Below are 20,742 nucleotides of genomic sequence, written 5' to 3'. Positions count from 1 at the left end.
AATTACTGCATAAGCTATTTGCAGATAAAATACTACCCTTTACAGACAAGAGCTATTTGTACGGCCATTTTAACGAAATCACTTGCGTTGCGCCAAATAATTTGGGCGCAAAATTTTACACATGCATAAAACGAGTTCTTATTTGTTAGCGCTGGCAGCGGTATGTATTGGCGTGTCGTGCAATAAATCGTCAGACAGCAGCAGCGATGAAGAAAGCGGTAACTGGATAAAGCGCTCCTCATTCGGCGGCGCACAAAGAACCGAAGCCGCTTCCTTTGTTATAGGCGATACGGCTTATGTGGGCACAGGCTATGATGGTGAAAACAGGCTGAAAGATTTTTGGTTGTATAATGCTGATGGCAATACATGGCAGCAGCGGGCAGTGTTCAGGGGCACTGCGAGAAATTCAGCGGTTGGTTTCTCAGCCAATGGCAAAGGTTATATAGCCACGGGTTACGATGGTGTTAACAAACTGAAAGATGTATGGCGTTACGATCCATCTTCTAATTCCTGGGACCAGATGAATGATTTTGCAGGCTCTGCCCGTTATGATGCGGCGGCTTTTTCTATAGCAGACAAAGGATATATTACAACAGGCTACGCTGACCTTGAAACGGGTGGCAGCGGCAATGTAAAAGATTGCTGGCAATACAACCCCGGCAGTGATAGCTGGACAGAAAAGAACAACTTTGGGGGCGACAAGCGCAACTCTGCCGTGGTATTCGTTTACCAGGACAAAGCCTACCTGTGCACAGGCACTGCCAGCAGCACGCTTAATGATTTTTACGCTTACGACCCCTCAACAGATACATGGACGGAAAAAAGAAAGATAGCCAACATATCGGATGAATCTTACGATGACGACTACAGCGATATTATCCGCAGCAATGCTGTTGCTTTTACATTGGGAGATTATGCTTACATAAGCACCGGTACCAATGGCAGCAACACTACCAAAACCTGGCGTTACCATTTTGCAGATGATACCTGGAGCAGGAAAACACCCTTCGAAGGTTCATCCCGCGGTGGCGCTGTAGCCTTTGTGGTAAAGAACAGGGCTTTTGTAACCATGGGCAGCAGTGGCAGCTCTTACTTTGATGACATATGGGAATTTAACCCCGACCAAACGCAGAATGATGATGATAACTAAGGCGCTGAAATGTGCTGTTGTATGCACTGTAATATTGTTCTTTTCCTGCGACGGCGAACAACAACAGACCGATAAGGCTAAGAACGATGACAAGTTGCCCGTAACAGCTATCGCCATACCTGTAAATGATGGCTGGGGCTACGAAATTTATGTAGATAACCAACCTTTTATCAAGCAGGAAACTATACCGGCGGCGGAAGGTTTTCAAACTTTTAAAAGCCGTGAAGATGCATTGAGGATAGCGAAGTTGGTGATGGCAAAAATGAAGGAAGGAAAGAAATTTCCGGCTGTGACGATGGAAGAACTGCAGCAGGCTAAAATTGCTATGAATTCAGCAACTTCAGGGATACTTAAACAATAACTGTACATGCCCCGTTAAATGAGAAGCGCTTTACCAGAAAACCGGTAAGGCGCTTTTTATTTGGTAACACGCTGAAAGCTACAGGTGAAATAAGCAGCGTGTTACACCAGCGGGTGAGGGATTGCAGCGGTTACCCCGCTGAAGCCTTCGCAGCCTGGCCTTGTGGCGGAGTAATAGCACAAGCGAGGAAAAGCAACTAAATGTTGCTTTAACGAAGGTTGCGAACGCAGTTCTGCCCGACCCCTTGCGATAGCTTGGGGGCACCCCCTAAAAAGGTTTACTGTATAATCAACCAGTAGTTGCTGTACGTAAAGGCGCCCACAAGGTATTAATACGCATTAAAACTTAAATGCCTTACCAACTCTTCGGGCAACCTGGGCAGTTTTTTTCGTTCGATAAGATAGGTGGAAAGAGCCGACAAATCGCGGTAAATATAATGACGGCTTAAAGCACCTTCCAGGTAACCTGCGCCGCTGGTATTACCAGTGCCTACCCGCATACCAATCATGCGCCGAACCATAATTAAGTGCTTGTGGCGCCAATTGCTTAGCAGGTGGTCTGTTTCTATCAATGCATCCAGCAATTGGTAAGAGGTTTGAAATACCGGAAAATCACGGTACAGCATAATGAACAAGGCTGCCCTTACGGCACCGGCAGAAAATGAGGAACGCAGGTTATCCAGGTGCTCTTGCGGGTAACCGGCCGTATTTTTTTCCAGCAGGGTATAAGCAAAGTCATGTATTTTACCTGCTTCACGTTCCGTTAACCCGGATTTGTATATCGCAAAATAATCGTTCCAGAAAGGGTGTGCAGTAACAGCTTCAGCATGGCTGTTGTAATTGTGCCAGAAACGCATGTCAAAATAAGGCATCCGCTCCAGCCAGTTATTTACCAGTTGCAACAGGTTGGTTTTGCTTTCTGTTTCGGTAATGGTTTGATAATCCTGCTGCGTAAAGCCGCCTTCGTTAGTACGTTTGTAGTAATCGTAATGGTGCCGTTTATCCATGCGCAGCCCCAGGCGGGCTTCAATAAGCCTGAACTGCATGCTTTGAAAACCGGAAGAAGGAATAAGCAGGTTGCGGAATTCAAGAAAATCCAGCGGCGTCATGGTATCCAGTATATCCACCTGTTGGTTAAGTAAACCCAGAATGCGTGTTACCCGCTGCAGCCGGTGCCTTACCAGGTTAAGGTCTTCGGAGTTATCGTTGATGGTATCTTTACTGAAAACCTGCATCGCGTAATCCAACTCAAACAATACCTGCTTAAACCACAGTTCGTAAGCCTGGTGAATAACAATAAAAAGCATTTCATCGTGGGCTGGCTGGTTGCCGGGCTGGAAGCTTACCGGTTGCTGGGCGGTTAAAACTTTGTTCAATTGCAGGTAACTACCATAGTAAAGCGCATCGTTTTTCATTTGGACCAAATTGTAGCTGCAAATAAACGATTAATCTTTTAGGTAATGGGAAGGCTGAGGCAGGCATTACCATCACACAGAGGTGTACAAACGCCGCTGCAAACTATTTTTGATTTAACATTTCCGAAACTCTTCGTAATTAGAAAAACTTTTCTACATTTGAACTACTAAACTTTTCGTACAATAAAAATTTACATCATGAATAACTGGATGAAATCTTCGGCCCTGTTGCTGGCGATGGGTATGCTGGCAGGCGCAGCAACCGCGCAGGAAAAAACAATAGAAAAAGAAAAAAATACGAAGAAGAAAAAAAGCGAGACCATTGTAATACGCAAAAAGGGTGAAGCCAAAGAGAAATACACCATTGTAGTAGATGGCGATAAAGTTACCATTAACGGCAAGCCTGTTGAAGACTTTAAAGGAGAAGACCTGGATGTATCTGTAAATGAAAACGCTTTTTGGTTTAACGAAAAACCTTTTAAGCTGGCTACACCGTTAGCCCCCCATGGCGGTTTAAAAATGTTTGGCTCAGACGACTTGATGGGTAACAAGGCTTTTTTGGGTGTAGTAACCGATAAGGTAGAAGATGGCGCCAAAATAACTGAAGTAACCAAAGAGAGTGCTGCTGAAAAAGCCGGCCTTAAAGAAGGCGATATTATTACCAAAATTGGCGATAACAAAATAGACGGCCCCGGCGAATTGTTTGAAGCCATTGGCAAATACAAACCGGAAGAAAAGGTAACGGTTACTTATAAAAGAGACGGAAAGGATAATACCGCTACGGCCATACTGGGCAAATCTAAAAACAGGGTGAAAAACTTTCATTTTGAGGGAGATGACTTTGCTTTTGCGCCGCCTGCTATGGACATGAACCATTTTTGGAGCCGCAAACCCCGCCTGGGCGTGCAGATACAGGATACGGAAGACGGTAAGGGCGTAAAAATTTTAGACGTGGATGAAGAAACCCCTGCAGCCAAAGCCGGCCTTAAGGAAGATGATGTAATAACAGATATAAACGGCAAAGCCATAGGCAGTGTTGACGAACTGAAAGCCAGCATGAAGGAACTGAAAGAAGGCGATGTGTTTAAAATTGGCTACAAGCGTAATAACCAGGCCCAGGTGGTAGAGGTAAAAATTCCGAAGAAGTTGAAAACCACTGATCTCTAAAGTTTGAGTATTTAGTAGTTTTTCTCATAAAAGTGCAACCGCTGTTTCTACAGCGGTTTTTTCTTTTTTAGATTATTAACCTTATGCCGCCTGCAAACGCCCGGCTGCCATGTTACAAAGAAATGGGAATGCTTACTTTGGTTTTTTCCCAAAGAATGTTCAGGTTGCCGGTTTTAGGGTTGCCGTTATCAAAGTAAATGGTTAAGGCATCTACATCGTCGGCGTTTTTTTGAACAGGCACTTCAACACGCAGGGCATCCTTTCTCTCGTTATAAGCCAGGCCCCACACATAGTTGTCGTTGTTTAAAATAACCGTCCACTTATTTTCCTGGCAAATGGCAAACATGGTATAGCGGCCTTTGGCAATAGGTTTGCCACCGAATTTAACCGGTTTAAAAAACTCTATTTCTGTAGCTTCATTAGCGCCCATGCGCCATATTTCGCCGTATTTAACAATGCCGTCAAAAATGGTGCGGCCATTTTTTTGCGGCCTGCTGTAAATAACCCTGGCCACCGGAAGGTCTTTTACAGATCCGTTCATTTTAAGTATAGGATAACCGGGTGGGTAATAGCTCACATCCAGGGGGCTTTTATCAACATCGGTAGGTTTTTGCTGGGCAACGGCGGTAAGAACAAGCAGGGATAAAATAAGGCTACAGTAGATTTTCATTCAGGAATTTTTTGCAAATATATCCATGCAAATTACAAGCCGAAAGAAGCAAGGCTTGCCAGCACATAATTTTTTACCTGCGGAAAAAAACTGTTATAGCAGGCCTGCAGTTCATCATATTCCTTTAAAAACGCGTCAAAGGCGCCTGCGCTTTCATTAAGGTAAGCGGCCCTGCGCACCACACCTTCAAAACTGTTGCTGATGGCCCAGGTAAACTGGTAATTGTACAGCCAGTTTTGCTGGCGCATATAAGGGAACATACTGGCAAAACGCTGTGGCATAACGGGCTGGTAAGGCGCCAGTGTATGATAAGTGCTATGCGAAAAATTAAGCAGGTCTTCCCCGCTGTTGAAAATGCCGGCATCTTTAGCCAAAAAATGGTCGTAAGCAACATCCACAAAGGCGCCTGCATATAAACCTACAGAAGCTTTAAAAACTTCTTTTGCCCTGGCCGTAGCGTCATGGTTGTCAGTAAAAGTGTCAATCATGCGGTGCAGCATAATGCCTTGCTGTACCGCCTCCGTATAGTCGAATTTCTTGTTGCCCTTTACATAATCGCTAATCATGTTGCCGGCCAGTATATCCGGGTGCCCAAAAGAAAGATATGCATGTGCCAGATAATTCATGAGATGGTTACCTGCTTTATTTTAATGCTTGCTTCATCGTAAAACGTGGTAACGGTTGTCAATGTACAATTTTAATTTGCGCAATACATGTTAATCCTTTGGCACCCGCATCCCCTAAAGGAGCGTTTGGCCCCCATCCCCTAAAGGGGTGTTTTATAATATGGTAAAGACATTTTTATGGGCCCGGCAGCAGGACATGAATTGAGCTTCCGTTGCGTCGCACTCTTGTACTGTTGGATTCGCTACGCGGCAACGTGCAAAAGGTTTTTACCATTCAAGGTTTATTTGTTCAGGGTTCAAAGTAGCGCCTGCCCGGGTTTATTTCCATTCTACTTTATGGTGCAGGGGTACAATGCGTTTGCCTTGTTTGGCAATATCATCGGCATAGCCCAGGTACAGCAACCCTATAACAATATCCTGTTCCTGCAGGCCAAAATATGCTTTTAATGCGGGGTTATGTGTAAGGCCGCCGGTGCTCCACAGGGCCGCTATGCCCAATGTTTCTGCGCCCAGCAAAATATGCTGCACGGCCGCGGATGTGGCTGCTATTTCTTCCACCGCAGGAATTTTAGGGTTGTCACCACGTTTCATTATAACAGCTACAATGTGAGATACCTTATCGCCATTGTGCAGAAGCTTATCATAAGTTGCCGTATTAAATTTTTCTTCCGGCGTTATTGACTTATATAGTTCCGCATGGTCTTTACAAAACGCCTGTGCCTTGTCATGCGCATATACCACAAAACGCCAGGGTTCTGTATGGGCATGGGTGGGCGCCCAGTCAGCCAGTTGCAGCAATTTTTCAACATCCGCATTGTCAATCAGCCTGCCATTCATTAGCGCCGGCTTTGCGCTGCGCCTGTTTTTAATAATCTGCTCCAGTATATCAAAATTGTTCATGCTGCTAAAGTAGCGGGTAATGCGGTACCAGCGGCAAGCGAAATGTTATTTTACTTTTTTCGTAAAAGGGGAGAAGCTATGTGGCGTGGACCTGGTGGCGTTATAAGATTGTTGACGCTAACGGCACAATAAAATTTATGAGCCCCGCAGTATTTTTTCCATCTTCCTGCCCTTTGCCAATTCATCCACCAGCTTATCCAGGTACCTTGTTTGCTGTACCAGCGGGTCTTCAATTTCCTCCACGCGGTACCCGCAGATTACGCCGGTAATCAGGTGCGCATTGGGGTTTAAAGACGCATGCTGAAAGAAGGTTTCAAAAGTTACCTTTTCTTTTATCAGTTCATCCAGCTTTTTGTCATCATAACCCGTTAACCATGTTATCACCCGGTGCAGTTCTTCTTTTGTCCTGCCCTTCTTTTCCACCTTCGTTACATACAAGGGATACACAGAGGCGAAAGTCATTTTCGCAATGCGGTGATTGTGGTTGTTGGAACTGTTCATGCGTTGTATTTTGGTGTTAGGTAATTATGGTAATTAGCTGCAAAATCATTGCTTTTGCAACCTTTCTTTTGGTGTATTAGGCATGTGGATAATTATTATGACCAACCTTTGAAGCATTGGCGGTTTAGCGATATTTTATCTTAGGTATGTACAAATGGAAAACGATTAAAGATACAAAAGCTCATTGTTTATTCAGAAGCCTGGCGCTATTCGTCTCCTTAAACTGAAACTAAGACTATATTTCTTGAGCCGCCATACTATCGGATGAAAAATATCGGCTGGTTAATTTTAATTAAACCACCGAATAATTTTCCTGGTTGTGTCCACTGGTATTGTAAGTTGATCTAAGGGGATGCTGATATGCGACTTTAAAATTTGTTCGGCTTTCGGTTTGATTCTTTCTCTAAGCTTTGTGTAGGCTACACACGGGTGCTTCCAAACTGCAGTTATTATTTCGTCAATAATAGTTTCTTTGTCTGGCATACACGTTCGTAAGGGCAAGCGGTTTAACATCGTATCCAACAGCTTTGCACTCTTGTCAGTTTCTTGTATTACCAAAGCTTGGATGAAATCTTCAGGGGCGGCTCTATCGGCAATGAAACCGGAAAATCCACCTGGCCTATTACCTGAAAATTTGTAAAATTGCCTGCGATGGTAAAGTTGCAGAACGTCAAAATAAATAGTGTCTGGATACTCTTGAAGTAACCTGAATGAAACTTCACTAAGCTTCCAGACATTTTCCATCATTTTTGCTTTTATAATTTCTAAGTCTTCTTTTTTCCTGAAGGTAGCAAGTCCGTACAACGCGTACTCAATGTCATCGAAACCAAGTTCATATCCCTCATAAGAAAGACGTCTTGGTCGTGTTGCCATGTTCTTTATAAATGAGTAATATTTTTCTTGGGGTTCTAATGACGTAAGAATGACGTAAGCAGAGCGAAGATAATTGTGCCTGGTAAGCACCTCTTCAACAGTCTTATTTTTTGCTTCTTGCGTTTCCCAGGATGCTTCCTGTAAAATATCATCTGACACAGTCCGGTCCCAAATGCCGAACTCTCCGGCATCCGTAGCTACAAAGGCTGTGTCGGATAGATGTGTCATTAACAGATCGTAGTGGTTGAACGATTTTCTGTCAAGCATTTCACGAAAAGCTGCGGCTCTAAGTATGGGGTGCTCAGACTGGCCAAGGCGTAGCAGTTCCTGGTCGGTTGCTATATGTTGCAGGGCGCTGTCTCTGTTCATTACTACGCCCTTTTCAACCATTTTTGTTAAGTAGGGCCGAAGTTCTCCTCGAAAATCTTTGATAGCAAAAGGATACTTGCTGCTATTGTTACAAGAATAAAAGATGAAAGCCAGCACAAGAAATAGAAGTTGTTTTGATGGTAACATAATTCAATGTCTTATATTGAAAAGCCATATTGCAATCCGTTGTTCAAGCAATCTTGTGTATTAGTTTATGAAAAAAATAACGGCTTGATTTTCTGCCGTCGCTTTATTGTAAAAATCCTTCATTGAATTAAACTCTTCCATTAAATATTCAAGTGAGTCAATGTCGTTCCAAACTTCAGGGTAAATACCCATTTCCATCATTAATTGACCGTTGTATCTGCCTCTTAAATCATCAGTGGAAATTTTATTTAAGGCGCTGCTTATTTCTTTTGTCTGTTCACTTGTGGTATAGGTAGCAGGCCCATAACCAATATCCTGGTCAGGATCTATTTCGTTTGGTGGGGTCAAAGTCCATACAAGTGGAGCAGAAGCTTCTTTTGCTGTGGCAAGAGATTTACCTGTTAATAAAAAGAACAACCCCTCCCAGGATTTATCTACATCAATCAGGTTTTTGTCAGTATAACTTTCAGCATTGTAAATTCTCTCTTCGAGCTTGCTACTGTCTGCAAGGTATTCCTCAAGCTCGTCTTTTGTTACTCTTAGATAATTTCCGATCATTCCCATATATAATATTTTAAGTAACGTTTGAGAGGGGTAATCTGATTCGGGGGTTTCCGAAGCCAGGATATTTATTAATTGTTCAGCCTGGTACAATTAACCAATTGAAAAATAAGTTACTGATATGGCATGCCAGCTATTGGATTTTTAAATATTCTGAGAGCTGTCCCTTTTCATCTGCTTCAATTGCTTTTTTTAGTTCAGAATTGGGTTTAACCCTATTCTTTTCATCTTTTGCATAAGCTATAATCATCTTTACCGCATTGAGCTTAATTTTATTCTGGTCTTTAGCATCTTCTTTGTTTTCTAAAACATATTTTGTCATCGCAGCCATGTATAGCCCTAAAAGGTCATCGTTCTTTTTTGCAAATTTTGTGGCTTGTTCGTCCAGTGTAAAACTATAGTCAGGTGTGCCCGACATCCATTTAATAATGTATTGAAGTGATTTTAACCTGTCAATGTTATTTTTCTCCAGCGGTGTAGAAAATAGAAAGTTGGATGCCTGTAAAGCTGCGTCGTCTGCTGTGGTATTGAAGTCTTCTTTCGTTTCCAGCTTAATGGCGTCGAAATCGGGCAAGGTTTGGGCAAAAGAAAAAGTAGATAGAAGCCCAAATAACAGTCCAAAAAATAGTCTTTTCATTTTAATCGGGTTTTGTTTGTTTGTATAAAACGGGCAGGGTTTTGTGCAGGTTGGAATTACTATTCCGTGTGCCAGTAACCGCTGCCGGGTGAAAAATAAAATTGAATTTAAGAACTTAAGATGAAATTTATTTGTTCCCGGATTTGTAAATAGCTGTATTGATAGTTAATCCGGATTGCATACAACTTAATGTAGTTTGCTTTATTTGCCAGGGTTTGCTTTGTATTCATTTATTGCTTCAAGGGCTGCATGAAATTTTGCAACAAATCCGTCGTCAACACCATATTCACTGAACTTCTTTACAGCCCAATCGAAAACGGTTATTCCAAATCCCGTGTCTTTATGAACAATAATCGAATGAAAGTATGGATTAGAATAGAGCCAGTCAAAGCCCTCTATCTGCCTAAATAATTGCCCCAACATAACACCAAATTCGCAAACTGTCACCAGGTAAGGGTTCGAAAAATCAGTCGGATCACTTTCCTTGATAAGTTCCGCAATTTTTTTTCGGTCATAGAACTTGTCAACGGCATCTAAAGCAGTCAGGTCAATTTTCATTGAACTTGTTATTTTTTGAAAGTCGCCCAATGCGGCTTCAACCATAGTCTTATTAATGAACTTTTTTCTGTCTGCTAAAAAATCTCCTTCTAAATATTGCAATGCGTCAAAGTCTAATGGCTCTCCCTCGAATGCAGCTATTTGATACATGTCGGGTCTGGTCATTTTCGGTCTGTCAACTTCGGGATACCAAGGGCTTAAAAATTTTTCGAACAATATGTCGCAATGGGGTAATTTTTTTTTGAATAGTCCTAACATAATAATTAAAGGGCTTTCTAAAAGTGACTTACAATCTTTAGCATATTTATGCTTGAAGCAGAACTAATATTTCATCGGCCTTGGGTAAACAAATATAGTAACGGTCTGCTAATAGAATTATTCTTCTGCCAACATAATACAAATGCAATGGCCTTCTATGGAACAGATAATAAACGCCTCACTGCTGATTATTTTTTAAAGCAGAAGCCCTTTCCTTTTCTCTTATTTTATCAGAAAGAAAGGCTGGTAGTGAGTTAACTGCATTCGCCAGGGCTAAAGTGTTTTGCTTTTTCCTGTTTTCATCTTCAACGTAATAATTATAATTGAGAAAAAGATAGTAAGCAAGTACGCGGTTGTAGCTATCCAGGCTGTTGTCTTTTATTATGTTCAGCATTTTATTCTCAATTTCTGCGGAGTATTTTGTTTCCGCCAATGCCCTGCCTAATCTTGAGATGCTGCCATAATAGTGGTTGCCGCTTGGGTTTTCTAACCGAAAAGTTATGCCAAGCAGCAAGTCTGCAACATTAATGTCAAGGTCTTCCAACTCTTTAATATAGGTTTGCCTGGCTCCCCAGGCGTAGCTGCCATCGCTGACCCGTTCAAATCGGTCGTTCATAATATCCAGGTGAGCCCTCAGGAATATTTCCCAGTTAATGGTTTCGGCACTAAGAACAGCAATATCCATTGCACGTATTCTTGGACTCTCGTCCTGGCTACACATACCTACTACAATATATCCTCTTTTTAGTTCAAGCTCAACATTTTTGGATAGATAACGGCCGGCATACAACTCTAATTGAGAACTACTGCCTCCTTTCTTTATGGCTTCTTCAACAGCTTCTTTTAGCATAAGGCTAAACTTTTCTTCTTTTACCAGCCGGGTATCAATTATTGTAAGTCTTACAGAATCTATTACCCTGTTTTTTTCCCAAAAGTCCGTTTTTGTTCCGCCGTATTTTTCCGCATCTTTTGTTTCTTCGTCAACATAACTAAGAAATCTGTCAACTTTGGGTAGATCCTTCGCTTCTTCAAATCGGTATGCCCGTTCAGCGGTTTCTTTATAAATACTGGCCGAGGTATCTACCATGCAATCAGAATACTGTATCATGCGTGCATAGATTTCCGGGATAGGTTGTGTTCTGAATGCATCCGTAATGTAAAATGCTTCTAATGAAGCATCTGAATAGCTGCTGTTCTCATTGTGCTTAAATACCCATGAGTTGACGCTTGCCGAGTTATAGTATTTTGGCTCTTGCTCAAGCCTTACAACATAGTCATAGTCTCTGCCTAATTCCAGTCCTCTAAACTCAATAATGTTTTTGCCTTCATAGTCATGGTAGTGTGATTTTATAATGAGCAAGTCTTTTTTTACCGTACAGGAAGGGTACTTTTTGATAAAATCTTCTAAAGAAATGTTTTGTGCAATATCTGCTTTAGCCTGCTTTGCATTCTTTTTTCCTAGAGAAATGAAATAGCCCTGTGCTTGCTGTTTTGAGTAATACGTTTTATAAAGATTACACTGCCGGAACCTGATGTTGAGTGAATCAACAATAAAAGCAAGTTGCTTCATAGTTCCCTCGCTGTAAATGAGGCCGTTAGGGTATACCTTAAACTCATTTTCTGACTGGCTATAAGAACTGGTAGTTGTGAAAAAAGCTAAAAGAAAAATTGATAAGTATCTCATGGGCTGTTTTTAGTTGGATGCTCAGGGCGAGCTGTTTGCATAAAGATTTAAAAAAATTCCGTATATTAAAAACTTTAAAATAGAGGTGCTTGTTTAATTGTCAACTTTTTCCAGTTTTCTTTCCAGTATTTCCTGTAATTAAAATCTCCGGGTTTTGCAGTTTTTATTTTTTTTACAAAAACTGGGTTACTGTAGTCCCCATTTTTAAACCTGTATAAAAGAATCACGTTCACTTTTGTTTGTCCGTTCGATTCAGGATCAGTTTTATAAACTAATTTATAAATAACGCGGGGGGCAAATTCATTATAGGTATATAGAATAGAGTAATCGTATTCCTCGGAATACTGAGCGTCACGATAACCCCAATAAATACTCTTTCCGGAATCCAGTACCCCAAAAGTTATGGGCACATCAACCGGTGTGTCCCGGAAAGTATTTTTAGTGTAATCAAAAAAATAAACCTCATTAAAGTCGTGATAATATGTTACAAAATCTTTGTAACCATCATTATTCATGTCCATAACCGAATACTTTCCATCCCGGATAGAGCCTTGATATAAAACAACCGTTTTTCTCGCTCCTATCCTTCGAGTAAGTATTTTTTTCCTGGTGCTGTCGCTAATGCCAGTCCAAAATTGAAAAACGCATCCATTTTGTCTCACAGAAGTATTGATTTTATAACCCTGGATGTTAACGGTGTTATGTTGCCCGTAGGCTTTGAGGTGTGGGCTGATTATCAAAAAAAGGATAGTGAGTTGTTTATAAACACTCATATGGTACTGGTTTTCACGCCTGGGTAAACTTATTAAATATTAACATAAGGTGTAGGTGCCGAAAAGTGAATGTTTTGATAACCTTGCTGTGACGCAAATACTTTAGAACCACAATTGGAAGTCCACCCGACACTAAATCGCGTTGCACGTGAAGTTGTAAATCAATCTTTCTACAAAGCGGATCCCTATTGAATTGTGTGACAAAAAGACGTTGGATAGGAGAATTGACAATCCGTGCCTCCGTGGCAATATCCCAGGCAATGTTTCTGGCGCCGAAGGCGGCAGAAACAAGTGAGCGGGCTTTCGTTACAATTTCAGACTGATGCTGAAAACTGCTTAAGCTTCTTTCTACCATGCGGGAAAAGCTGCGTAGCGAATCCAACTGCACAAGAGTGCGACGCAACGGCTGCTTAATTCATGTCCTGCTGCCGGGCCCATAAAAATGCCTTTGCCATACATCAAAAAATACCCCTTTAGGGGATGGGGGCAAACACCCCTTCAGGGGATGGGGGTGTTGCCTTATATTTACAGCTTAACACTTACCTAATTTTCAATTAATGATGAAGCACCACCTGTTACTTTCCGTGGTTGTTGGCCTTTGCATGGCGCAACCGCTTTTTGCACAGAAGGAAGATGGCAAAAGCCCTCTGCCGCCTTCGCCCAGCCGTGTGCTGATGGTTGATTCGGCCATTAGCACCAAACACCAGGTTACCATTAAGGGGCAGCGCATACCTTATACCGCTACGGCGGGCAGCATTCCCGTTTGGGATGATGAAGGCCGCCCCATGGCGGGGGTATTTTACACCTATTACGAGCGGGATGATGTGAAGGATAAGGCCAGCCGGCCCCTGGTAATTTCTTTTAATGGTGGCCCGGGCACACCATCTGTCTGGATGCAGATTGGCTATACCGGCCCCCGCCTGCTTAATGTGGATGATGAGGGCTACCCGGTGCAGCCTTATGGCATTAAGGAAAACAGCAGCTCCATATTGGATGTGGCCGACCTGGTTTTTGTTGACCCCGTAAATACCGGTTACTCCCGCATGGTTAGCAAGGGTATTGATAAGTCAACCTTTTTTGGCACCAACGCGGATATCAGGTACCTGGCGGAATGGATTAACACTTTTGTTACCCGCAAGGGGCGCTGGGCATCGCCCAAGTTTTTAATTGGGGAAAGTTATGGCACTACCCGTGTGTCCGGCCTGGCGCTGGAGTTGCAGGAGGCGCAGTGGATGTACCTGAACGGTGTAATACTGGTATCGCCAACAGAGCTGGGTATACAGCGTGGCGGCCCGGTAGAAGCGGCGCTTAAGCTGCCTTACTTTGCCGCTACAGCATGGTACCATAAAATGCTGGCGCCGCAACTGCAGCAAAAAGACCTTACGGATATGCTGCCCGAAGTGGAGGAATTTACCATTAACGAGCTGATACCCGCTATTTCTAAAGGGGGCTTTCTGGATGATGCCAAACGTAAGGCCATAGCGGCTAAAATTGCGCTGTACAGTGGCCTTAAAGAAAAAGTGGTACTGGAAAATAACCTGGATGTTTCTACCAACCTGTTCTGGAAAGAGCTGTTGCGTGACAAGGGCTTTACCGTGGGCCGGCTGGACAGCCGCTACCGTGGTATTGACCGCCAGGATGGTGGCACCAGCCCTGATTACAATGCCGAACTTACCAGTTGGCTGCACTCTTTTACACCGGCCATTAACATGTACATAAGGGATGAACTGAACTACAAAACCGACCTGAAATACAATATGTTCGGCCCCGTACACCCCTGGGACAGGAAGGGCGACCAGACCGGCGAAAACCTGCGCCAGGCCGTGGCTGAAAACCCTTACCTGCACGTGCTGGTACAAAGCGGCTACTACGATGGCGCCTGCGACTACTTTAATGCCAAATACAACCTGTGGCAGATGGACCCTGGTGGCAGGCTTAAAAACCGCCTGAAATGGGAGGGCTACCGCAGCGGCCACATGATGTATCTGCGTAAAGAGGACCTTGCCGCCGCCAACGAAAACCTGCGTACCTTTATTAAAGAATCGCTGCCTAAAGCGGGTGAGCCGGCAAAATATTAGTGAGGGGGGGTGAGTGGTGAGGAGTGAGTAGGGGCTTTGCTGATAATTGTTAATTAGCTGAAGCTACAGTAGTACAGAAGCTAAATCAGGGCGAAGAAAAGAAACGGGCTGTATATCGTTTCTTTCTTGACTTTTTTTGTAACTTTTTTGTGTCAAGCCTGTTCCGGGCTTGTTCCGGGGACAAAAAAGTAAACAAGAGGACTGCGTTTAATGTATGCTTTACGGTACATACTTATTGCAATAAGCTACAAAGTATTCAATAAAAAGAGGCTGTTCAATATTGGTGAACAGCCTCTTTTTTGTTTTTAAAAATACTTACTACATCGCTTATTGCTCCAGCCTCTCCGGCCGCATCTGCGGAAACAGCAGCACATCCTGTATAGAAGGCTGGTTGGTCATCAGCATGCAAAGCCTGTCTATACCAATTCCAATGCCACTGGTTGGCGGCATGCCGTATTCCAGGGCACGCAGAAAATCATAGTCAATAAACATCGCCTCATCATCGCCACGTTCCATCAGGCGGCCCTGTTCCTCAAAACGTTCCCGCTGGTCAATGGGGTCGTTCAGCTCGCTGTAAGCGTTGGCTATTTCCTTGCCGTTAATAATCAGTTCAAAACGTTCAACAAGGCCGGCTTTGCTGCGGTGCTTTTTGGTAAGCGGGCTCATTTCAACCGGGTAGTCAATAATAAAGGTTGGTTGAATGTAATGGTCTTCAGATGTTTCACCGAAAATCAGGTCAATCAGCTTGCCCCTGCCAAAAGCCGGGTCGGCAGGTATATTTAACTGGCGGCAGGTGTCCCGCAGGGCGGCCTCATCCATTTCGCTAATATCTATACCGGTATTTTCTTTAATGGCATCGTAAATGCTGATGCGTTTAAACGGCGCTTTAAAGCTGATAGTTTTCTCACCCACGGCAACATCAGTGGTGCCGTGCAGTGCAATAGCCACTTTTTCCAGCAACTGCTCGGTTACTTCCATCATCCAGAAATAATCTTTGTAAGCAGTGTACCATTCCAGAATGGTGAATTCGGGATTGTGTGTTCTGTCCATACCCTCGTTGCGAAAGTTACGGCTAAACTCATACACCCAGTCAAACCCGCCAACAATCAGCCTTTTAAGGTATAGCTCGTTGGCAATGCGCAGGTAAAAAGGCACATCCAGCGCATTGTGATGGGTAATAAAAGGCCTTGCCGCCGCGCCACCGGGTATAGATTGCAGCACAGGCGTATCCACTTCCAGGGCGCCGGCTGCATTCAGAAAATCACGTATGGTATTAATAAGCTTGCTGCGTTTAACGAATGTGTCTTTAACGGCCGGGTTCACAATCAGGTCAGCATAACGTTGCCGGTAGCGGAACTCCGGGTCCGTAACCGCGTCAAACACATTGCCCTCTTCATCGCGTTTTACTACAGGCAGTGGTTTTAAAGATTTTGCCAGCAACGTAAATGTTTTGGCATGTATGGAAATTTCCCCGGTACGCGTAGTAAATACAAAACCAGTAACCCCTATTATATCGCCCAGGTCAAGCAGGTGCTTTACCACTTTGTCAAAAAGGGTTTTGTCATCGCCGGGGCAAATGTCATCCTTGCGCACATACAGTTGTATAATGCCCTTGCTATCCTGTATTTTTATAAAGAACACCTTGCCTTTATCATTAATGGTCATTACACGGCCAGCCAGGCAAACGTCCGCAAAACTTTCCTTTGTTTCTTCTGTAAACTGTTGCTTTATATCGGTTGAAAAATGGCTTACGGGGTACAACGGCGCCGGAAAAGGGTCTATGCCCAGCGCTTCCAGTTCTTTCAATTTGTCGCGGCGGATAATCTCCTGCTCAGATAACTGTTGGCTCATACTTATTTTTTAGAAAGGCTGCAAAGATATGGCTAAGAAGCAAAACAGGCCGCGGCCGCCTCTAACAAACAAAAAGAGAAGCTGCAGGCTCCTCTTTTTTTATCCGGACGAGAGAAATTCTTTCTTTGATATTATTGTAAGGGGGTGCCCCCAAGCTATCGCAAGGGGTCGGGCTTTTCGCTATTACTCCGGCACGGGGGCCGCCGCACAGGACCTTCACCGGGGTAGCCGCTTCAATCCCTCACCCGGGGTGTAACCTGCTGTTTTTTTGCCGGCAACTTGCCCTGCAATAGCCAGCATGTCAGTCTGAGCCTGTCGAAGACCTGTCAACCTGAGTACCGAAACTTCGGAATCGAAGGCTGACTCTATTCTTTAAAGAACCGCTATTTAGATGTTCTATTGGTCAAGCTGCGCCTTAAACGAACCGGCGGTTATATTTACCGGCGCTGTTACACCCGCTTTATGAGCTGTACCCGTAAATGTGCCCTGTACCTGCCTGTTCAGCGCATCGTATGCCGTAATTACAAATTGCATATCAACTGTAGTATCGCCTTGATCAGCCAGGTAAATATTGGTATCAGTACGGTAATTGTCATAACTGAAAATAGCTTCAGATGCACTGGTACTGAAAGTACCGGGGGCTATCCCTGTTGCGGGAAGAAGCAGGGCAGCCTGGAAAGCTGTATCAAATGTAGCTGGGGTCATACCATATAGGTACAAAACTTTAAGCCCCAACGTATCCACCACATTTGCGCTGTACATAAAGCCATTCATGGTGGTACCGCCTTCAGTAAATTGCCAAGCCGTATTGTCAGCGTTGTAGCTGCTTACCACATGTACCTGGAAACTGCAGGAAGAACTGCCAATTGTAACCGGGAAGGTATAATCGCCGGGAGATTCCGGGGTGCCCGTTCCAAACAAAACAATGGTTTGAACACCTGTGGAGGTAACGGTACCGCTGCCGGTATAGGTCATACCGTTTACTGTGGAAGTGCTAACATCATATTTACCCGGTTTGGTAACGTTCACTTCAATTTCAACAGCAATCGTAGAATCCAGGGCTGTTTGCTCCACTGTTTTGCCATAAACTACAGCATTCATACAGGTATCGCCGTTGCTGTTAAGCGTCATTTCTGCATCCTGGCCAAGGCCGGTGCCGGTGCTGTCCTTAATCAAAACGGCAAAAGTACACACCGATGTATCGAAGGAAATGGTAAAGAAAGTTGTGGCAGGGTTAAGCGCTACACCGGAAGGTTTTAACTGTATAGTTTGTAAACCCGTGCTTACAAAAGCGCCTGAATCCCGAAAACTTAAGCCGTTTTGTGTATCTGACTGGATAATATATGTACCTACGGAATCAACCTGTACCTGTATCTGAACATAATTGGTATCGCCAGGTGCAACGCCATTGTACCAGGTGCCGTAAACGGTATCCGGCAGGCAGTTGCCGTTGGTATCCTGCAGAGAGCCCTTGGCCATAGTGGTAATTTCTAACCCGTTTTCAAGGCTTAATTCCTTTTGACAGGCCATAAACGCGACAGTAATGAGTACGAAGCATAGGCTGATGGATAGCAACTTTTTCATGTAACTCGGTGTATTTTATTCAAAAATAGATATTGCCTGCATACATAACGTTGCCTGCGGCCAGAAATTGCCTTTTAAGCCTGACAGGCTGTTTTATCGTTTAATTTTGGCCGGGTTGCTGTAAAATAAAACAGCGGGCCTACACCGGCCCGCTGTTTTGCTGAAATACATTGGTGTTATGCTTATGGAAGCTTACACTTAAATTTACCCTCCGTTAAATCTATCTGCTTACCAACAGCATCAACAATTTTTCCACTAAATGTTCCGCTCATTACTTTCTTAACCGTATCAAAGCTTGCTACAACTATGGAGAAATTGCCAAAAGGAGAAGACACATACATATTTGTTGCGACAGAAAAAGATAAAAATCCAAATTTCTTTGATGCTGCGCTCGATTGATAAGTGGTCGCCATATTAGCGTCAATACTATTGGATATCGTCATGGTAAAATCTTCCGTATCGGTGGATTCGCCATTCAAGATAGCGGTAGTAGATTGTGTTCCTCCGGTATTTTGTGTATGAATTTGTGCACCCTGGGGGAAATTGCCGGAATAAACCTTTCCATCCGCTTTAAACTGCCACGAAAATTCTGAAACCGGTGGCGTTACACCTGTACCATCTTTCACATCTACAATAAACGGGCAGGCGCTGCTGTCGTAAGCCTTGGCAAATTCAAAATTGCCTGGTACCGCAGGTGTGCCAAAAGCATACAACCTTACCTTTTGGGGGCCGGCTGTTTTAAAGAAGCCGGAGCCGGCAAAGTGAATGCCGTTTACAGTAGGGGTTATTATGTCGTACTCGCCGGGGGTAAACACATCAATATAGGTTTCGGCATAAACGGTGTCGGTAAGTTCTATGCCGCTGTAAAAAGTGCCGGTAAAAGTGGTCGGTATGCAATTGCCTGATTTGTCTTTTACACTGCCGGTAGCCCTTGCACCAAGGCCGGTGCCGGTACTGTCGCTAACGGGTATGGCAAACTCGCAGGTAGTGGTATCAAAACTGATAGAGAAAACAGATAGTGCCGGGCTGGTAAACCTGCCGCTGGGTTTTAGGGTTACCGTATGCAACCCTTTTTTTACAAATACGCCGGAATCGCTGGCGAATGTTATGCCGTTTAGTGTGGACGTAGTCAGATTATAATAACCGGGCTGGGTAACGTTTACCTGTACTTCAATATAATTGGTATCCCGCGGGGTAATGCCGTTGTGCCATGTGCCGTACACTTTTACGGGCATGCAACTGCCGCTTTCATCTTTAAGCGTGCCCTGTGCCGCAACAGAACTGTTGGGTATCAGTACTTCAAAACTGGTTTCTTTGCCGCATGATGTAAAAAGGGAAAGAAGAATAGATAAACCAAATAAAGCTGTAAGGCCAGGTGTCAGAAATCGTTTCATGGATACAGGAAAATTTTTGCGAAATTAAGATATCAGTTACACCAATAACGCAGCCTGAACAGATAAATTGCCTTCTTTTAATAGTTCATTAATGTTTTTAAGGGTGGTTAAAGCAATCTGCGTTAAGGCTTCGTTGGTAAAAAACGCCTGGTGGGCGGTAACAAGCACGTTAGGAAAACTCATCAGCCGCTGTATGGTGTCGTCTTCAATAATGCTGGCAGAAAGGTCCCGGAAAAAAAGTTTTTCTTCCTGTTCATATACATCAATGCCCAGCGAGCCTATCAGCCCTTTCTTCAGCGCATCAATTACGGCAGCGGTATCAATAAGGCCGCCCCGGCTGGTATTAATGAGCATAACGCCCTTTTTAAGCATGGGTATGGTTTCGCTGCTGATAATATGCCGGGTTTGATTGTTGAGGGGGCAGTGCAGGGAAAGCACATCTGCCTGTTGCAGTATATCTATCAGCGGCAGAAATTTTACCCCGGCTGCGTCCAGGTCTTTGTTGGCAATAATGTCAAACGCCAGCACCTTACAGCCAAAACCCAGCATTATATGGCAAAAGGCTTTTCCTATATTGCCGGTGCCTATAACACCCACCGTTTTGCCATGCAGGTCAAAACCCAGCAGGCCGTTAAGGGAAAAATTCTGCTCCCGCACCCTGTTATAAGCCTTGTGTGTTTTACGGTTTAAAGTCAGTATCATGGCTACGGCATGTTCTGCCACGGCTTCAGGGGAGTAAGCGGGTACCCGGCACACTTTTATGCCAAACTGTTTGGCTGCTTCCAGGTCAACATTGTTAAAACCTGCACAGCGCAGGGCAATGATGCTTACCTTTTCCAGCGCCAGCTTTTCAATCACTTTCGCATCTACCTTATCATTTACAAATACGCATACTACCTGTGCGCCGTTTGCCAGGCTAACCGTTTGTGTGGTAAGGCTGGTTTCAAAAAACTCCAGGTTAAAACCAAAGCTGTCGTTGTAGCGGTTAAAAAATTCCTTATCGTATGGCTGGGTAGAAAAGAAAGTGATTTTCATGTTGCAAACTTAAGTGTTTAGGCCGCTGGTTGCAAATGCCGGCAGGCCGCTGTAGGCAGTTGCATACAGGGAAGAATTTGTTATTTGGGGGTGCCCCCAAGCTGCGCAAGGGGTCGGGCTTTTCGCTATTACTCCGCCACAAAGCCTGGCT

Annotated in this window: 19 protein-coding genes; 4 read left to right on the top strand and 15 right to left on the bottom strand. The window is 43.9% G+C overall.

The window, feature by feature from the left end; genetic code table 11:
• Positions 1–121: 121 nt before the first annotated feature.
• Positions 122–1,150: a Kelch repeat-containing protein gene (locus tag F0364_RS07065; protein ID WP_153797067.1), complete on the top strand. Its 1,029-nt coding sequence runs from the start codon at positions 122–124 to the stop codon at positions 1,148–1,150.
• Positions 1,134–1,511: a DUF4907 domain-containing protein gene (locus F0364_RS07060; protein WP_207632553.1), complete on the top strand. Its 378-nt coding sequence runs from the start codon at positions 1,134–1,136 to the stop codon at positions 1,509–1,511. The genes F0364_RS07065 and F0364_RS07060 overlap by 17 nt, the downstream gene beginning before the upstream one ends.
• Before the next feature lie 328 nt (positions 1,512–1,839).
• Here the strand turns inward: F0364_RS07060 and F0364_RS07055 are convergent, their stop codons facing one another.
• Positions 1,840–2,925 carry a tryptophan 2,3-dioxygenase family protein gene (locus F0364_RS07055; RefSeq protein ID WP_153797065.1) on the bottom strand — a complete coding sequence of 362 codons (1,086 nt, stop codon included), beginning with the start codon at positions 2,923–2,925 and terminating at the stop codon, positions 1,840–1,842.
• Positions 2,926–3,123: 198 nt separating this feature from the next.
• Here F0364_RS07055 and F0364_RS07050 point away from each other — a divergent pair, with 198 nt between their 5' ends.
• Positions 3,124–4,092: a PDZ domain-containing protein gene (locus F0364_RS07050; protein ID WP_153797064.1), complete on the top strand. Its 969-nt coding sequence runs from the start codon at positions 3,124–3,126 to the stop codon at positions 4,090–4,092.
• A 112-nt stretch (positions 4,093–4,204) separates the two neighbouring features.
• On the opposite strand, the gene F0364_RS07045 is transcribed toward F0364_RS07050, so the two are convergent.
• The 10 genes from F0364_RS07045 to F0364_RS07000 form a co-directional block, all read right to left on the bottom strand.
• Entirely contained in the window at positions 4,205–4,762 is a 558-nt protein-coding gene (locus F0364_RS07045) for a DUF2911 domain-containing protein (protein WP_153797063.1), read from the bottom strand.
• A 32-nt stretch (positions 4,763–4,794) separates the two neighbouring features.
• A complete protein-coding gene (locus tag F0364_RS07040; RefSeq protein WP_153797062.1) occupies positions 4,795–5,388 on the bottom strand; it encodes an acyl carrier protein phosphodiesterase in 594 nt (197 codons plus the stop codon).
• 318 nt (positions 5,389–5,706) lie between these two features.
• On the bottom strand, positions 5,707–6,288 hold the full coding sequence (locus F0364_RS07035; protein ID WP_153797061.1) for a nitroreductase family protein: 582 nt from the start codon (positions 6,286–6,288) through the stop codon (positions 5,707–5,709).
• Positions 6,289–6,423: 135 nt separating this feature from the next.
• Complete coding sequence (locus F0364_RS07030) at positions 6,424–6,789, bottom strand: DUF2200 domain-containing protein (protein WP_153797060.1); 366 nt, start codon at positions 6,787–6,789, stop codon at positions 6,424–6,426.
• A gap of 288 nt (positions 6,790–7,077) precedes the next feature.
• Positions 7,078–8,178, bottom strand: coding sequence for a hypothetical protein (locus F0364_RS07025; protein WP_153797059.1), 1,101 nt, complete (start codon positions 8,176–8,178; stop codon positions 7,078–7,080).
• A 60-nt stretch (positions 8,179–8,238) separates the two neighbouring features.
• Positions 8,239–8,742: a YfbM family protein gene (locus tag F0364_RS07020; protein ID WP_153797058.1), complete on the bottom strand. Its 504-nt coding sequence runs from the start codon at positions 8,740–8,742 to the stop codon at positions 8,239–8,241.
• Between the two features lie 130 nt (positions 8,743–8,872).
• Positions 8,873–9,376, bottom strand: coding sequence for a hypothetical protein (locus F0364_RS07015; protein WP_153797057.1), 504 nt, complete (start codon positions 9,374–9,376; stop codon positions 8,873–8,875).
• A 201-nt stretch (positions 9,377–9,577) separates the two neighbouring features.
• Positions 9,578–10,192, bottom strand: coding sequence for a hypothetical protein (locus F0364_RS07010; RefSeq protein ID WP_153797056.1), 615 nt, complete (start codon positions 10,190–10,192; stop codon positions 9,578–9,580).
• A 178-nt stretch (positions 10,193–10,370) separates the two neighbouring features.
• A complete protein-coding gene (locus F0364_RS07005; RefSeq protein WP_153797055.1) occupies positions 10,371–11,876 on the bottom strand; it encodes a hypothetical protein in 1,506 nt (501 codons plus the stop codon).
• A gap of 74 nt (positions 11,877–11,950) precedes the next feature.
• Complete coding sequence (locus tag F0364_RS07000) at positions 11,951–12,649, bottom strand: hypothetical protein (protein WP_153797054.1); 699 nt, start codon at positions 12,647–12,649, stop codon at positions 11,951–11,953.
• 557 nt (positions 12,650–13,206) lie between these two features.
• On the opposite strand from F0364_RS07000, the gene F0364_RS06995 reads away from it, so the two are divergent.
• Entirely contained in the window at positions 13,207–14,727 is a 1,521-nt protein-coding gene (locus F0364_RS06995) for a S10 family peptidase (RefSeq protein ID WP_207632552.1), read from the top strand.
• A 327-nt stretch (positions 14,728–15,054) separates the two neighbouring features.
• On the opposite strand, the gene lysS is transcribed toward F0364_RS06995, so the two are convergent.
• The 4 genes from lysS to F0364_RS06975 form a co-directional block, all read right to left on the bottom strand.
• A complete protein-coding gene (gene lysS, locus F0364_RS06990; protein WP_153797053.1) occupies positions 15,055–16,578 on the bottom strand; it encodes a lysine--tRNA ligase in 1,524 nt (507 codons plus the stop codon).
• Between the two features lie 396 nt (positions 16,579–16,974).
• Positions 16,975–18,162, bottom strand: a complete 1,188-nt coding sequence (locus F0364_RS06985) for a hypothetical protein (RefSeq protein ID WP_153797052.1) — start codon at positions 18,160–18,162, stop codon at positions 16,975–16,977.
• Between the two features lie 182 nt (positions 18,163–18,344).
• Positions 18,345–19,556 carry a hypothetical protein gene (locus tag F0364_RS06980; protein ID WP_153797051.1) on the bottom strand — a complete coding sequence of 404 codons (1,212 nt, stop codon included), beginning with the start codon at positions 19,554–19,556 and terminating at the stop codon, positions 18,345–18,347.
• Between the two features lie 36 nt (positions 19,557–19,592).
• Positions 19,593–20,591, bottom strand: coding sequence for a 2-hydroxyacid dehydrogenase (locus F0364_RS06975; RefSeq protein ID WP_153797050.1), 999 nt, complete (start codon positions 20,589–20,591; stop codon positions 19,593–19,595).
• Between the last annotated feature and the right edge of the window lie 151 nt (positions 20,592–20,742).

This window comes from Foetidibacter luteolus, from assembly GCF_009650435.1.
GTDB lineage: Bacteria > Bacteroidota > Bacteroidia > Chitinophagales > Chitinophagaceae > Foetidibacter > Foetidibacter luteolus.
The sequence above is the reverse complement of the archived record's forward strand: the minus strand, read 5'-3'. Positions and strand labels throughout refer to the sequence as shown.